16 protein-coding genes and 1 pseudogene are annotated in these 13,437 nt (G+C 64.4%); 11 read left to right on the top strand and 6 right to left on the bottom strand.

The features are described from left to right. Positions 1 to 151: 151 nt before the first annotated feature. Positions 152 to 1,090: a hypothetical protein gene (locus tag AC1DYO_RS25555; RefSeq protein WP_477267202.1), complete on the top strand. Its 939-nt coding sequence runs from the start codon at positions 152 to 154 to the stop codon at positions 1,088 to 1,090. On the opposite strand, the gene AC1DYO_RS25550 is transcribed toward AC1DYO_RS25555, so the two are convergent. From AC1DYO_RS25550 to hrcA, 3 genes are all read right to left on the bottom strand, one after another. Further along, positions 1,069 to 2,418 (bottom strand): PQQ-dependent sugar dehydrogenase, encoded by a 1,350-nt coding sequence (locus tag AC1DYO_RS25550; RefSeq protein WP_477267201.1) that lies wholly within the window; start codon positions 2,416 to 2,418, stop codon positions 1,069 to 1,071. The two genes, AC1DYO_RS25555 and AC1DYO_RS25550, sit on opposite strands and share 22 nt — an antisense overlap. A 106-nt stretch (positions 2,419 to 2,524) precedes the next feature. Beyond that, positions 2,525 to 2,725 carry a hypothetical protein gene (locus tag AC1DYO_RS25545; protein ID WP_181059937.1) on the bottom strand — a complete coding sequence of 67 codons (201 nt, stop codon included), beginning with the start codon at positions 2,723 to 2,725 and terminating at the stop codon, positions 2,525 to 2,527. Positions 2,726 to 2,761: 36 nt separating this feature from the next. Next, positions 2,762 to 3,847: a heat-inducible transcriptional repressor HrcA gene (gene hrcA, locus AC1DYO_RS25540; protein WP_477267200.1), complete on the bottom strand. Its 1,086-nt coding sequence runs from the start codon at positions 3,845 to 3,847 to the stop codon at positions 2,762 to 2,764. Positions 3,848 to 4,024: 177 nt separating this feature from the next. Here hrcA and rph point away from each other — a divergent pair, with 177 nt between their 5' ends. The 5 genes and pseudogenes from rph (at position 4,025) to AC1DYO_RS25515 (ending at position 7,484) form a co-directional block, all read left to right on the top strand. Next, positions 4,025 to 4,741, top strand: coding sequence for a ribonuclease PH (gene rph, locus AC1DYO_RS25535; protein ID WP_023672052.1), 717 nt, complete (start codon positions 4,025 to 4,027; stop codon positions 4,739 to 4,741). Positions 4,742 to 4,934: 193 nt separating this feature from the next. Next, positions 4,935 to 5,345: a VOC family protein gene (locus AC1DYO_RS25530; RefSeq protein WP_477267199.1), complete on the top strand. Its 411-nt coding sequence runs from the start codon at positions 4,935 to 4,937 to the stop codon at positions 5,343 to 5,345. Further along, positions 5,345 to 5,992, top strand: coding sequence for an RdgB/HAM1 family non-canonical purine NTP pyrophosphatase (gene rdgB, locus AC1DYO_RS25525; RefSeq protein WP_477267198.1), 648 nt, complete (start codon positions 5,345 to 5,347; stop codon positions 5,990 to 5,992). The genes AC1DYO_RS25530 and rdgB overlap by 1 nt, the downstream gene beginning before the upstream one ends. A 1-nt stretch (position 5,993) precedes the next feature. Further along, positions 5,994 to 7,151, top strand: a complete 1,158-nt coding sequence (gene hemW, locus AC1DYO_RS25520; RefSeq protein ID WP_477267197.1) for a radical SAM family heme chaperone HemW — start codon at positions 5,994 to 5,996, stop codon at positions 7,149 to 7,151. Between the two features lie 8 nt (positions 7,152 to 7,159). Next, positions 7,160 to 7,484: pseudogene (locus tag AC1DYO_RS25515) on the top strand (low molecular weight protein tyrosine phosphatase family protein). 59 nt (positions 7,485 to 7,543) lie between these two features. Here AC1DYO_RS25515 and AC1DYO_RS25510 read toward each other — a convergent pair. Continuing rightward, complete coding sequence (locus tag AC1DYO_RS25510) at positions 7,544 to 7,732, bottom strand: hypothetical protein (protein ID WP_477267196.1); 189 nt, start codon at positions 7,730 to 7,732, stop codon at positions 7,544 to 7,546. Positions 7,733 to 7,739: 7 nt separating this feature from the next. Beyond that, the gene (locus tag AC1DYO_RS25505; protein WP_477267195.1) at positions 7,740 to 7,943 is read right to left on the bottom strand and encodes a hypothetical protein; all 204 of its coding nucleotides are present in this window, start codon (positions 7,941 to 7,943) and stop codon (positions 7,740 to 7,742) included. A gap of 177 nt (positions 7,944 to 8,120) precedes the next feature. Between AC1DYO_RS25505 and rsmI the strand changes: the two genes are divergently transcribed. Both rsmI and AC1DYO_RS25495 read left to right on the top strand, forming a co-directional pair. Beyond that, complete coding sequence (rsmI, locus tag AC1DYO_RS25500; protein WP_477267194.1) at positions 8,121 to 9,011, top strand: 16S rRNA (cytidine(1402)-2'-O)-methyltransferase; 891 nt, start codon at positions 8,121 to 8,123, stop codon at positions 9,009 to 9,011. Positions 9,012 to 9,071: 60 nt separating this feature from the next. Further along, positions 9,072 to 9,449, top strand: a complete 378-nt coding sequence (locus AC1DYO_RS25495; RefSeq protein ID WP_477267193.1) for a YraN family protein — start codon at positions 9,072 to 9,074, stop codon at positions 9,447 to 9,449. A 231-nt stretch (positions 9,450 to 9,680) separates the two neighbouring features. On the opposite strand, the gene AC1DYO_RS25490 is transcribed toward AC1DYO_RS25495, so the two are convergent. Beyond that, a complete protein-coding gene (locus AC1DYO_RS25490) occupies positions 9,681 to 10,487 on the bottom strand; it encodes an undecaprenyl-diphosphate phosphatase (protein ID WP_477267192.1) in 807 nt (268 codons plus the stop codon). Positions 10,488 to 10,655: 168 nt separating this feature from the next. Here AC1DYO_RS25490 and AC1DYO_RS25485 point away from each other — a divergent pair, with 168 nt between their 5' ends. From AC1DYO_RS25485 to AC1DYO_RS25475, 3 genes are read left to right on the top strand one after another with little or no spacing between them, the layout of a single operon-like run. Next, positions 10,656 to 11,348 carry a glutathione S-transferase family protein gene (locus AC1DYO_RS25485; RefSeq protein WP_181059947.1) on the top strand — a complete coding sequence of 231 codons (693 nt, stop codon included), beginning with the start codon at positions 10,656 to 10,658 and terminating at the stop codon, positions 11,346 to 11,348. Further along, positions 11,329 to 12,483 carry a tRNA epoxyqueuosine(34) reductase QueG gene (gene queG / locus AC1DYO_RS25480; RefSeq protein WP_477267191.1) on the top strand — a complete coding sequence of 385 codons (1,155 nt, stop codon included), beginning with the start codon at positions 11,329 to 11,331 and terminating at the stop codon, positions 12,481 to 12,483. The genes AC1DYO_RS25485 and queG overlap by 20 nt, the downstream gene beginning before the upstream one ends. Continuing rightward, positions 12,480 to 13,382, top strand: a complete 903-nt coding sequence (locus AC1DYO_RS25475; protein ID WP_477267190.1) for an SDR family oxidoreductase — start codon at positions 12,480 to 12,482, stop codon at positions 13,380 to 13,382. The genes queG and AC1DYO_RS25475 overlap by 4 nt, the downstream gene beginning before the upstream one ends. Positions 13,383 to 13,437 lie beyond the last annotated feature (55 nt).

The raw sequence follows: 13,437 nt of genomic DNA, 5'->3' as shown, positions 1-13,437 counted from the left end.
CAGCAGGATCGGGCGGTCGTCAGGGCACGGCCGAAAACGAGAGATGGTTCACTTACGCGACGAAGAAGAGCGGCTATCCCCCGTCCGCCCGCCGCACGTTGCAATCCCTCATTGCCGCGCGCTTGCGCGGCTACATCGGCAGGAGCCAGCCATGCTAGCGAAACGACTTCACATCCAGCTCATGCAATGGATGCCCAACAACGAAGCGCGCGGCCACGTCCACGAGCTGGAATGGTATCTGTGGTTCGAGGGGCGGCAGGCTTTCAGCCTGATCGACAAGGGCGCCAGCGATATCGTCCCGGCGCCTGGGTACTTTGCCGACAGCCGGAACCCCGGTGCCCATCCCATTCGTCCGATGATCTATCCGCTGGTCGTCAACAACCGCTTCAAGGTGCGGCTGGTCGCGTTGGAGCGCGATTCCCCGGACCCTGGCGACACTACCAAGGGCGAATTCTACATCGACCTCGGCACCAAATATCCGCCGGTTTCCGACTGGCGCATTGTTGCTGCCGATCCGCGCAACACCGACCTCAACGTGGAAGCGTCGTTCCAGCTGCAATGGCTGGACTATGTCGACACCAATGAGATCCCCGATGCCGGCGTGCCGCGCATCGTCGACAAGTCCAATTATCCCTATCCGTGGGGCGCCGAAGTGATGGTGTTCGAGCACTGGCTCGGGCTTGGCCGCAAGGCAGCGCTCAAACTCGTCGACCGGAACCGCGCATCGCGCCGCGAATACTGGATGATCAACGGCAATGCGGCCCGGCGCATGGTGCAGGACGTCTATCGCTTCAACGTCAACCAGCTGGGCGTCGCCAACGACACGATCAGCAGTGTTTACGTGCCGAAGCTCAATGACGGCCACGTCACGGTGACGCTTTACGAACACGATTTCAGCGACAGCCGCTTCGTGCAAGGGGCCAAGAAGTCCTTCGGCTCAGTCGGCCTCTTCAATCTCAGGGACACCGGTTTCGATGACCGCGCTTCATCGGCCGAGGTGATCCATACCTATCCCAAGGCGATACATCGGGACGTGCACTGGGGCAACTCTTTGCCAAACCGGTGGGCTCAGGACGGCCCGTCTACATGAGTAATGCGCCAGATGGTGCCGTTGGCGTCCTCGGTGAGGATCAGCGCGCCGTCCTTGGCCACCGCAACACCGACCGGCCGGCCCCAGACGGCATCATCGGAGAGGACGAAGCCGGTGGCGAAATCCTGGTATTCGCCGGTCGGCTTGCCTCCGCTGAATCTCAACCGCACCACCTTGTAGCCGGTGCGCACGCCGCGGTTCCATGAGCCATGCAGGGCGACGAAGGCGTCGCCCTTATACTCTGCCGGAAAATTGCCGCCGTCGTAGAAGGTGATGTTGAGCGGCGCCGAATGCGCCTGCATCAGCACGTCGGGCACGGTGACCGAGCCGGCGAGGTCAGGCCGCGCGCCCTTGTGGCGGGGATCCTCGTTGGCGCCGATATAATACCACGGCCAGCCATAGAAGGCGCCGTCCTTGACCGTGGTGGCATATTCGAACGGCACATTGTCGCCCAGCCCGTCGCGCTCGTTGACGACGCACCACAGCGCGCCGGTTGCCGGTTGCACGGTCATGCCCGAACAATTGCGCAGGCCGGTGGCGACGATACGGCCGTTCTTGCCGGCGGGGTCGAAAGCCAGCACGTCGGCACGGCCGTCCTCCTCACCCCAAGCGGCGCCTGAAGGCAGGGATTTCGTCCAGGCGTCGAGGCCGCCATCCGGTTGCTTCCCCATGCCCTCGGCGACATTCGATCCGGAACCGACCGAGAGATACAGCGTCTTGCCGTCGGGCGAGAAGGCGATGTCGCGGGTCCAATGGCCACCAGAGGGGATGTTGGAGACGATCGTCTCCGCCTCGCCTGAGGCTTTCAGGTCGCCGTCGCGATAGGCAAAGCGCACGATGCTGTCATTGTTGGCGACATAGACCCATTGCGGCTTGTCGCCCGGCGGGTAGAAGGCGATGCCGTAGGGCTGGCTGAGATCGCCGGCGAAAATGCCATCCTCGGCGGGCTTGGCGCTGTCCTTGGCCAGCCGATAGACGCGGATCTGGTTGGCGTCGCTGTCGGCGACGAACAGGTCGCCATTCGGCGCCACGCGCACGACGCGCGGATTGGCGATGCCGGAAGCGATCATTTCGACCGAGAAGCCGGGCGGCAGGACAGGCTTGGCGCCTTCGGGTCGATCGCCAAGGCCGGCGCCGTTGGAGGCGGACTCGGTGAGATAGGGCTTTTGCAGGTCCTGCGGCTTGATCAGCCGGCGCACGCCCGGTTTATCGGCCTTCCAATCGCCGAAAGCGTCCTTGCCTGTCAAAAGCGGCTGATCGGCCTGCTGGGCGAAGGCACTGGTGGCCAGAAGCAGGGCGAGGCCCGCCAAGCCGGCAATCCGCATCATGCTGTTCTCCTCGAATTCACGCCCGTCGGCGCGCCATGCTCGGAGGAGATATTGTGCGTGCGCCGCAAAAGAGAAGCATGCAGGCACAGATTCAAGGCGGAACCGCTCAACTTTCCTCTTCGACGTCCAAATCGTCATCGAGACGCTTTTCCAGCTTCACGAGATCGTCCGGCAGCGGCAGGCCCATGGCGCGCATTTCGCGGAGTTTTTCGCGCAGCTGCTCCTGGATCTCGTGCTCGTCCTCGGGCTGGTTGACCATTTCCTCGAGCAGCATGCTGATCTGGGCCTTGAACGATTCAAGCGCCATTCTGCGCCCTCCTTTGCGGTGATCCCGGCTTTGGAATTATCTCAACATCCGGGTAATCAATTGGGCAGTGTAGTCGACCATCGGCACGATGCGGGCATAATTCAGTCTGGTCGGCCCGATGACGCCGAGGGCGCCGACGACGCGGGCGTCCTTGTCGCGGTAAGGCGCCACCACCAGCGACGAACCGGACAGCGAAAACAGCTTGTTTTCCGAGCCGATGAAGATACGCACGCCGGGGCCGTCCTCGGCGAGGTCGAGCAGCTGGATCAGCCCGTCCTGCGTCTCCAGATCCTCGAACAGATGCCGCAGCAATTCGATGTCAGCTTGGGCGGTGACGTTTTCCAGCAGGTTGGCGCGGCCGCGCACGATAAGGCGCGCCGGCAGGCCGCTGTCGGCGCCGGCCCACACCGCCAGGCCCTTCTCGACCAGGTCCTGCGACAGCGTGTCGAGGGCGGCCCTGGTCTCGTCCTTGATGCGGGCAATCTCGATGCGCGCCTCGGCGAGCGTGCGGCCGCGGATATGCGCGTTGAGGAAGTTGGAGGCCTCGTGCAGCTGCGAGACGGTGATGCCGGCCGGCAGGTCGACGACGCGGTTTTCGACGTCGCCGTTCTGCGACACCATCACGGCCAGCGCCTTGGTCGGCTCGAGCTGGATGAATTCGATGTGCTTCAGCGCCACCTCGTTCTTGGTCGCGAGCACCAGGCCGGCGCCGCGCGACATGCCCGACAGCATCTGGCTGGCCTCGGTCAGCATGTGTTCCAGCGTCGCGCCCGAGCCGGAGGCGCGCACCTGCGCCTCGATGACGCGGCGTTCCTCGTCGGTGAGATCGCCGAGCTCCATGAAGGCATCGACGAAAAAACGCAGGCCGGTCTGCGTCGGCAGGCGTCCGGCGGAGATATGCGGGGCGTAGATCAGGCCGAGATGTTCGAGGTCGCTCATCACGTTGCGGATGGTGGCCGGCGATAGTGACGAGGGCAGGATGCGCGACAGGCTGCGCGATCCCACAGGCTCGCCGTCCTTCAGATAGGACTCGACGATGCGCCTAAAAATGTCGCGCGAGCGCATGTCGAGCGACTGCAGCGCGGGCGCCAGCATACTGGGTTCGGTGACTGCCTTGGTCATTCGAGCCAAAAACCTCCAGGTAAAGGATATAGACTTCCCTCGGCGGCGCGCAACCCAGTGCCGCGCTTGCCGTCATGGTGCCGCTCTTGCGCTGCCCGGCCATTTTCCTTTGCGCCATGGGCTGCATGCGTCTACAAGCCGCCGACGCAACCGCAAAAAGAACAGAAAGAGGCCTCGATGCGCCCCTCCAAACGCCAAGCCGACGAAATGCGCGCCATCTCCTTCGAGCGCGGCGTGTCCAAACACGCCGAGGGGTCGTGCCTGGTGAAATTCGGCGATACGCATGTCCTGTGCACGGCGAGCCTGGAGGAAAAAGTGCCGGGCTGGATGCGCAATTCCGGCAAGGGCTGGGTGACGGCCGAGTACGGCATGCTGCCGCGCTCGACCGGCGAGCGCATGCGCCGTGAAGCCTCGGCCGGCAAGCAAGGCGGCCGCACGCTGGAGATCCAGCGCCTGATCGGCCGCAGCTTGCGCGCCGTTGTCGATTTGCAAGCGCTGGGCGAACAGCAGATCACCGTCGACTGCGATGTCATCCAGGCCGATGGCGGCACCCGCACGGCCTCGATCACCGGCGGCTGGGTGGCGCTCTACGATTGCCTGCGCTGGATGGAAGCGCGGCAGATGGCCAGCGTTGCCAAGGTGCTGAAGGACCATGTCGCGGCGATTTCCTGCGGCATCCATGACGGCCAGCCGGTCATCGATCTCGACTATATCGAGGATTCGTCGGCCGGCACCGACGCCAATTTCGTCATGACCGGCAAGGGCGGCATCGTCGAGATCCAGGGCACCGCCGAGGGCGAGCCGTTTTCGGAAGGGCAGTTCGCGGAGTTGATGGGCCTGGCCAAGAAGGGCATCCAGCGGCTGGTGAGTTTGCAGCAGATGGCTGTGGCCTGATTGAATTTACTGCGATGACGTCGGCGCGATACACCCCCCTCTGCCCTGCCGGGCATCTCCCCCTCAAGGGGGGAGATTGGACGTCATTTTGGCCTTCGCCACTCTCCAACGCTGAAATGTGGGCAGCAGCCCCGAAGCTGCCGATCTCCCCCCTTGAGGGGGAGATGTCCGGCAGGACAGAGGGGGGTGCCTGATGCAACCCTCCGCTATTCTTGAATCAGCGCTTTACGTCACAGACCTGCCAGCCGCCGAAGCCTTCTACTGCGACGTCCTCGGCCTCACCCTCCTCGGCAAGGTCGACGGCCGCCATCTCTTCTTCCGCTGCGGGCAAGGCGTGCTGCTTATCTTCAACGCCGAAGCGACCAAAATCCCGCCGGCGCCGGATGCGCGGCTGAAAGTGCCGCCGCATGGCACGGCTGGTGAGGGCCATCTTTGCTTTGCGGCAAGCGCGGACGAACTCGTGCGCTGGAAGGTACAGCTTGAGGCGAAGAACATCGCTATCGAAAGCGAATTCGAATGGCCGCAGGGCGGACGCTCGATCTACATACGCGACCCCTCGGGCAATTCGATCGAATTCGCCGAGCCACGGATCTGGGGCCTTTGATGCATTCTCTCGATGGAAAGAAGATCGTCGTCGCCAGCCACAATGCGGGCAAGCTGCGTGAGTTTGCCGATTTGATCGGGCCGTTCGGCTTCGAGGCGAAATCGGCCAAGGACTACGGCCTGCCGGAACCCGACGAGACCGGCACCACCTTCGAGGAAAACGCCTACATCAAGGCTTTTGCCGCGGCTGAAGCCACCGGCCTGCCGGCGCTGTCGGATGATTCCGGCCTGTGCGTCGATGCGCTTGATGGCGCGCCCGGCGTCTACACCGCCAACTGGGCCGAAACCCCGGAAGGCACTCGCGATTTCGGCATGGCCATGCAGCGCACAGAAGTGGCCTTGCAGGAAGTTGGCGCCGCCCAGCCGGCGCAGCGCAAGGGCCGCTTCGTTGCCGTCATCTGCCTCGCCTTCCCCGACGGCGAGGCCGAATATTATCGCGGCGAGGCCGAGGGAACGCTGGTCTGGCCGCCGCGCGGTGTGCTCGGCTTCGGCTATGACCCGGTGTTTTTGCCCGACGGTTTCGACAAGACTTTTGGCGAGATGAGTGCCGAGGAAAAGCACGGCTGGAAGCCCGGCCAGCCGAAGGCGCTGTCGCACCGCGCCCGCGCCTTCCAGAAATTCGCCCGCGCACGGCTTGGTTCGGCCTGAGATGTCGCTGGACCGCAGCCCGGGCTTCGGCGTTTATATCCATTGGCCGTTCTGCGCGGCCAAATGCCCGTATTGCGACTTCAACAGCCATGTCCGCCACCAGCCGGTCGACCAGGAGCGCTTTGCCCGCGCGTTCGAGACCGAACTCGCGACAATGCGCGAACGCACCGGGCCGCGCGAGGTGACCAGCATCTTTCTCGGTGGCGGCACGCCGTCGCTGATGCAGCCGCAAACGGTGGCGGCGGTGCTGGACGCGGTGGCGAAGAACTGGACAGTACCGGATGGCATCGAGGTGACGCTGGAAGCCAATCCGTCCTCGGTCGAGGCCGAGCGCTTTCGCGGCTACCGCGCCGCCGGCGTCAACCGTGTGTCGCTCGGCGTGCAGGCGCTGAACGACAAGGATCTGCGCTTCCTCGGCCGGCTGCACAATGTCGACGAGGCGCTGCATGCGATCGGGCTCGCCCGCGAAATCTTTCCGCGCCTCTCCTTCGACCTGATCTACGCCCGTCCCGGCCAGACGCTGGACGCATGGCAGGCGGAGCTTGAACAGGCGATCGGTCACGCCGCCGACCATCTGTCGCTCTACCAGCTGACAATCGAGGAAGGCACGCCGTTCTATCAGCTGCACGCGGCGCACAAATTCACCATTCCCGACAATGACCAAGCGGCCGATCTCTATGCGCTGACGCAGGAGGTCACGGCGGCGCATGGTCTGCCGGCTTACGAAATTTCCAATCACGCCAGGCCGGGCGCCGAGAGCCGGCACAATCTGACCTATTGGCGCTATGGCGAATATGTCGGCGTCGGACCGGGCGCGCATGGCCGCTTCATCGAGAACGGCCATCGCACCGTCACCATCGCCGAGCGGATGCCGGAAACCTGGGCCAATCTGGTCGAGGCGAAGGGCCATGGCGTCACCGGCGGCGAGATCCTGACGCGCTCCGAAGAGGCCGACGAATTCCTGCTGATGGGGCTGCGGCTGGCCGAGGGCATCGACCTTTCCCGCTACGAAGCGTTTTCCGGGCGCGGCCTGTCGAGCGCGCGACTGACCGTGCTGCAAGATGAGGGGCTGGTGGCGTCGATCGGCAATGCAAGGCTGCGCGCCACGCCGGCCGGCATGATCGTGCTCGATGCCGTGGTCGCGGATCTCGCGAGATAGCCGCAACGATGAAGAATGTGCTGTTCGTCTGCAGCCAGAACCGCTTGCGCAGCCCGACCGCCGAGCAGATGTTTTCAAAACGCCGGGATATCGAAGTCGCGTCGGCGGGGCACCAACCACGATGCCGACACGCCGCTGACGCATGAGCTGGTGGCCTGGGCCGACATCATATTCGTGATGGAAAAGGCGCACCGCACCAAATTGCAGAAGAAATTCCGGGACAGCCTGAAGAAGGCCCGGGTGATCTGCCTCGACATCCCGGATGATTGCGAATTCATGGATCCGGTGCTGGTGCGATTGCTGGAAGTGAAGGTGTCGCGGTATCTCGGTTGAATAAGTGCGGGGCGTTGGCACCCGCGCCTTCGAGGGTTGTCCTCGCCAATCGCGAAGGGTCAGGCGTCGTGCTTGAAGCGGCGCTTGCCGCGGTCCTTTTCGGCATGCGCCTCTCCGGTCCGGGCCGGCTTGGCATCGGCCTTGTCGCGGCGGACGCTGTGCTGGTCGTTCATCGGATTTGGCGGAGCGCCTTCGCGGGCGCTTTTGGTTTCAAGACGGGTGATGAAGATATCGAAGCGGTTGGGCATCGTCCGGTCAGTGCTCCGTCGTGCTTTCGGTGTCGATCTCGATTTCGGTGCGGGCCTCGGCGAGCACACAGCGCAGAAGCCGCTTTCCAGCTTCCCTGCGGATAGCCTCGTCCCGGGCTTCAGCGGATTGGCTTTTGTCGCGCGGCGCGGCGAAGCGCTTGCGGCCGGCATAATAGGGCTCGAAAACGTCCTGCAGTTTCAGGCTTTCCATCCTGTCCTCCTCCTCAAGAGACTCAGGCATTCAATCCGCTGGCCACGGTTTCGTTCCCTACTATGGCAAAGACATGGCGGCCGGATTACATCCGCGTGAGATTTGGGGGCGTGAGACCGGGCATTTTTGCAACCGCGCCTGCGCCGTGCCAAACAGGGCTGAATGGAGATGTAAGCGGTGACCGGCGAAAAACGCAGCTATGTGATCGGCCAGACCGAGATGCCGGCACGGCCGCTCGAGCCGGCGCTGTATCTGGTGGCGACGCCGATCGGCAATCTCTCCGACATCACGCTGCGCGCGCTGGAAACGCTGGCCGCAGCCGACATCGTAGCCTGCGAGGACACCCGCGTCTCGCGCGTACTGCTCGACCGCTACGGCATCCGCCGCCGCACCACCGCCTATCACGAACACAATGCCGGCGAGGCCGGGCCGAAACTGATCGCAGCGCTCGAGGCCGGACAGAGCGTGGCGCTGATCTCCGACGCCGGCACGCCGCTGATCTCCGATCCCGGCTACCGGCTGGTCGGCGAGGCGCAGGAGCGCGGCCTGCGCGTGGTGCCGATCCCCGGCCCATCGGCGCCGCTGGCAGCGCTGACGGCGTCCGGCCTGCCATCCGACGCCTTCCTGTTCGCCGGCTTTCTGCCGGTGAAATCAGGGCAGCGGCTGACCAAGCTGGAGACGTTCAGGGCGGTGCCGGCGACGCTGATCTTCTTCGAATCGCCGCGCCGGCTGGCCGAGACATTGGTCGCCATGGTCGAGGCGCTGGGCGGTGAGCGGAAAGCCGCGATCGGCCGCGAGCTGACCAAGACCTTTGAGGAAATGCGCACCGGCACGCTGCAGGGGCTGGCCGATCACTATGCGGCGGCCGACACGCCGAAGGGCGAAATCGTCATCTGCGTCGGCCCGGCCGAGACCAAGGCCGACGAACCCGCCGACATCGACCGGCTGCTCCTGTCGCTTGCCACAGAAATGCCGGCCTCGAAGGCAGCGGCGGAAGCCGCGAAAATGACCGGCGGGCAGAAACAGGCGCTTTACCGGCGACTGCTGGAGCTCAAGGACAGACCATGATCCCGAAAAGTGGAACCCGGTTTTCGGAAAAGATCATGGTCAAACAAGGAAACAGCAGCGGTGGCTGAGCGCCAGAGCGCCAGCCGCCAAAAGGCCTATCGGCGCGGCCATCGCGGCGAATGGCTGGCGGCAGCGGCGCTGATGTTGAAGGGCTACCGCATCCTTGCCCGCCGCCATCGCACGCGCTTCGGCGAGATCGACCTCATCGCCAGGCGCGGCGACCTGGTGCTGTTCGTCGAGGTCAAGGCGCGGCGCACGCTGATGGAAGCGATGGAGGCGATCGGCCACGAATCGGAGCGGCGCATCGAGGGCGCCGCCGACATCTGGCTGTCACGGCAACCGGATTATGGAAAGCTGTCGATGCGTTTCGATATGGTGGCGGTGCTGCCCTGGCGCTGGCCGGTGCATGTCGAGAATGCGTTTTATGGGAGAAATTAGCGGGATCGCTAAGCGATCCCGGCGAGACTACAGCGGGACAGCGCCCCCCTCTGGCCTGCCGGCCATCTCCCCCACTTGGGGGGAGATCAGCTGCGACGTCGGATTTCGCCAATCACCGGCGTTGCAAGGTAAAGCGCCGCCCGTGGGGCTGCTAATCTCCCCCCAAGTGGGGGAGATGTCCGGCAGGACAGAGGGGGGCGCGAAGGAACTCGACGAAACCGCGTAAGGGGCTCACCCCCAAATCATCAACGCCACCAGCCCGACGCCACCAACCACCAGGCGCCACCAGCCGAACAGCGAGTAGCCGTTGCGCGAGACGTAATCGAGCAGGAAGCGGACGACGAACAGCGCGGTGACGAAGGCGGCGACGAAGCCGATGGCGATGATTGGCAGGTCGGCGGTGGTCAGCACGTTGCGGTTCTTGAACAGGTCGAAGGCGAAGGCGCCGACCATGGTCGGGATGGCGAGGAAGAACGAAAATTCCGCCGCCGCCCGCTTGTCGACGCCCAGCAGCAGCGCACCGACGATGGTCGAACCGGAGCGCGACGTGCCGGGGATCAGCGACAGGCACTGGAACAGGCCGATCTGAAGGTAGAGCCGGGTCGGGAAGCGCTCGACGTCGCGGTAGACAGGCTGCAGCTTCATGCGGTCGACGACCAGCAGCACGACACCGCCGATAATCAGCATGATGCAGATCAGCCTTGGCGATTCGAACAGCACCGTCTTGATGAAATCATGCGCCAGCGCGCCGATGACGGCCGCCGGCAGGAAGGCGATCAGGATGCCGATGACGAAATGCCGCGTCAGCCGGTCGTGCGGCAGATCGAGCAGCATCTGCCACAGGCGGCGGAAATAGACGCTGAGGATCGCCAGGATGGCGCCGAGCTGGATCAGGATCTCGAAGGCCTTGCCGGTGGAATGGAAGCCCAGAAAATGGCCGGCAAGCAGGATATGGCCGGTCGAGGAGACCGGAATGAACTCGGTCAGCCCCTCGAGCAGGCCGAGCAGCAGGGCTTCGACAATGGTGTGGCTATCCATGGCAACCTCGGCATTCAAGTGACGGAAGGAAGCGGCTTGCAAATGGCTTGCTTGTCACGGCGTGGAAGTCCCCCTATAGGTCGCAACACCGTGACGGCCGCATGACGGGCCGCCAAGACTTACCGGTGCGCCCTGCGATTCGCCAGTGCGCTGAATTATCGCGGAACCATGCTGACGCTTTTCCATCACCCGATGTTCGCCACCTGCCGCTTCGTTCGCCTCGCCTTTGGCGAGTATGGCGAGGAGCTGGCGCTGATCGAGGAAAAACCGTGGACGCGGCGCAAGGAGTTCCTGGCGCTGAACCCGGCCGGCACCTTGCCGATCCTACTTGCCGAAGGCGACGTGCCGATCGTCGGCGCAATGGTCATCGCCGAATATCTCGACGAGACGCGCGGCGTCCTGAAGCGCGACAAGAGGCTGTTTGCCGAAGACCCGATGCAGCGCGCCGAAATCCGCCGGCTGACCGACTGGTATCTCAACAAGGCCGAAGGCGAAGTGACCCGGCATCTGGTGCGCGAACGCGTGCTGAAGCCGGTGATGCCGGAAACGGCGGGCGGCGGTTCGCCCGATTCGGCGGCGATCCGCGCCGCGCGCGCCAACATCCGCCAGCATATGAAATACACCAATTGGCTGGCCGGCACCCGCCATTGGCTGGCCGGCAGCAAGGTAACTTATGCCGACCTGGCGGCGGCGGCGGCGCTGTCGGTGCTCGACTATCTCGGCGAGATCGACTGGCGCGAGCATGCCGCGGCGCGCGAATGGTACACGCGGGTGAAATCGCGGCCCTCATTCCGGCCGCTGCTCTCCGACCGGGTGCGCGGCCTGTCGCCGGTGTCGCATTATGCGGACCTCGACTTCTAAAAGCCAAACCTTGCGCGCGCTGGTCGACGCCGAGGCGCGGCGCGCCGGCTTCGATGCGGTCGCCGTCACCACACCCGATGCCATCCCGCTGGCGCCAGCCAGATTGGCCGAATTCGTCGCCGACGGGTTTCACGGCTCGATGGCGTGGATTGCCGAGACGCTCGAGCGCCGCAGCGAACCCTCGACGCTGTGGCCGGACGTGCGCTCGATCATCGTGCTGGCGATGAATTACGGCCCCGATCACGATCCGCGTGCGCTGCAGGCAAGGCGCGACCGCGGCGCGATCTCGGTCTATGCGCAAAACCGCGACTATCACGAGGTGATGAAGGGCCGGCTGAAGGAGATCGCCGGCAAGATCGTGGCGCGTGCCGGCGGCGATGTGAAGGTTTTTGTCGACACGGCGCCGGTGATGGAAAAGCCGCTGGCTGAGGCTGCCGGGCTCGGCTGGCAAGGCAAGCACACCAATCTGGTCAGCCGCGAGCACGGCTCCTGGCTGTTTCTCGGCACCATCTTCACCACGGCGGAATTGGCGCCCGATACAGCCGAGGTAGACCATTGCGGCTCGTGCCGCGCGTGCCTCGACGCCTGCCCGACCGATGCCTTTCCGGCGCCTTACCGGCTCGATGCCCGGCGTTGCATTTCGTATCTCACCATCGAGAACAAGGGGCCGATCCCGCGCGAATTCCGCGAAAAGATCGGCAATCGCATCTATGGCTGCGACGATTGCCTCGCCGCCTGCCCGTGGAACAAGTTCGCCCGCGCCGCCTCGGAGGCCAAGCTCGCCGCCCGCGACGAATTGCGCGAGCCACCACTGGTGGAGCTCTTGCTGCTGGACGACGCGGCGTTCCGGTCTTTCTTCTCGGGCTCGCCGATCAAGCGCATCGGCCGCGATCGCTTTGTCCGCAATGTGCTGACCGCCGCCGGTAATTCTAGTGATATTTCGCTGGCTGGCCCGGTCCGTGCCTTGCTGGGTGATCCGTCTCCGCTGGTGCGCGGCGCGGCTGTCTGGGCGCTGGCGCGGCTGGTGCCGGAGGCCGAATTCAGCGAGCTGGCCGCTATCAGCTTGAAAACCGAAATCGACGCGACAGTGCGCGACGAGTGGCTGTCCGCATTGCCAACAGAGGCGCATGCATGAGCGAAAAGCAGATCTTCATCTTCGGCGCCGGCTATTCCGGGAAAGCGTTTGCTCGGGCGAACAAGGAAAAGGCGGCGATTTTCGGCACCACGCGCACGCCGGAGAAGGTCGAATCGCTCAGGCAGACAGGCATTGCGCCGTTGCTGTTCGACGGCGCGCTGACACCTGAGATCCGCGACGCACTGCAGAAAACCACCCACCTGATCGTCTCCGTAGCGCCGGAGGAGGCCGGCGACCCGGTGCTTCTCGCTGCACGCCAGGCGATCACGGCCATGCCGGCGCTTCGCTGGATCGGCTATCTCTCGACCGTCGGCGTCTACGGCAATTATGACGGCGCCTGGGTCGATGAAACAGCCGCATGCCGGCCGGTGTCGAAGCGCTCGGCAATGCGGGTGGCGGCCGAGCAGGACTGGTTGCAGCTCGGCCGCGAAATTGGCAAGCCCACTGCAATCCTGCGGCTTTCCGGCATTTACGGGCCGGGCCGCAATGCACTGGTCAATCTGGAGAACGGCACCGCAAGGCGGCTGGTCAAGCCAGACCAGGTCTTCAACCGCATCCATTGCGACGATATCGCCGGCGCGCTCTGGCATCTCATCGGCGGCAATACAGGCGGCATATTCAACGTCACCGATGACGAACCGGCGCCGCCTCAGGATGTCGTCACCTATGCCGCGTCGCTGATGGGAATTGAGCCGCCGCCCGAAATTCCTTTCGAGACCGCCCAACTTTCGCCCATGGCGCGGTCCTTCTATGGCGAGAACAAGCGCGTCGCCAACAAAGCGATCAAGGCGGCCGGCTACCGGTTCCGCTTTCCGGACTACCGCCAGGCGTTCGACCTTATGTGGGCTGACGGCAGCTGGCGCGACGGCGAGCCGCGCAGCCCGATGAAGGGTGAATAATCGAAACGCGGCGCCAAGCGTGGTATGATTCGCCGAGTTGCGCGGCCTGTTGCAG

It is taken from the genome of Mesorhizobium sp. P2_F5 (assembly GCF_056403715.1).
Note: the sequence above shows the minus strand (reverse complement) of the source record. Positions and strands in the feature narration are given on the sequence as shown.

Excerpts from the sequence above, each read along its gene's own strand:
- hemW (WP_477267197.1), top strand. The coding sequence starts at position 5,994 with ATGTCGCTGGACCGCAGCCCGGGCTTCGGCGTTTATATCCATTGGCCG.
- AC1DYO_RS25485 (WP_181059947.1), top strand. The coding sequence starts at position 10,656 with ATGCTGACGCTTTTCCATCACCCGATGTTCGCCACCTGCCGCTTCGTT.
- AC1DYO_RS25490 (WP_477267192.1), bottom strand. The coding sequence starts at position 10,487 with ATGGATAGCCACACCATTGTCGAAGCCCTGCTGCTCGGCCTGCTCGAG.
- queG (WP_477267191.1), top strand. The coding sequence starts at position 11,329 with ATGCGGACCTCGACTTCTAAAAGCCAAACCTTGCGCGCGCTGGTCGAC.
- hrcA (WP_477267200.1), bottom strand. The coding sequence starts at position 3,847 with ATGACCAAGGCAGTCACCGAACCCAGTATGCTGGCGCCCGCGCTGCAG.
- AC1DYO_RS25530 (WP_477267199.1), top strand. The coding sequence starts at position 4,935 with ATGCAACCCTCCGCTATTCTTGAATCAGCGCTTTACGTCACAGACCTG.
- AC1DYO_RS25505 (WP_477267195.1), bottom strand. The coding sequence starts at position 7,943 with ATGGAAAGCCTGAAACTGCAGGACGTTTTCGAGCCCTATTATGCCGGC.
- AC1DYO_RS25510 (WP_477267196.1), bottom strand. The coding sequence starts at position 7,732 with ATGCCCAACCGCTTCGATATCTTCATCACCCGTCTTGAAACCAAAAGC.
- AC1DYO_RS25550 (WP_477267201.1), bottom strand. The coding sequence starts at position 2,418 with ATGATGCGGATTGCCGGCTTGGCGGGCCTCGCCCTGCTTCTGGCCACC.
- rdgB (WP_477267198.1), top strand. The coding sequence starts at position 5,345 with ATGCATTCTCTCGATGGAAAGAAGATCGTCGTCGCCAGCCACAATGCG.
- AC1DYO_RS25475 (WP_477267190.1), top strand. The coding sequence starts at position 12,480 with ATGAGCGAAAAGCAGATCTTCATCTTCGGCGCCGGCTATTCCGGGAAA.
- AC1DYO_RS25545 (WP_181059937.1), bottom strand. The coding sequence starts at position 2,725 with ATGGCGCTTGAATCGTTCAAGGCCCAGATCAGCATGCTGCTCGAGGAA.
- rph (WP_023672052.1), top strand. The coding sequence starts at position 4,025 with ATGCGCCCCTCCAAACGCCAAGCCGACGAAATGCGCGCCATCTCCTTC.
- AC1DYO_RS25555 (WP_477267202.1), top strand. The coding sequence starts at position 152 with ATGCTAGCGAAACGACTTCACATCCAGCTCATGCAATGGATGCCCAAC.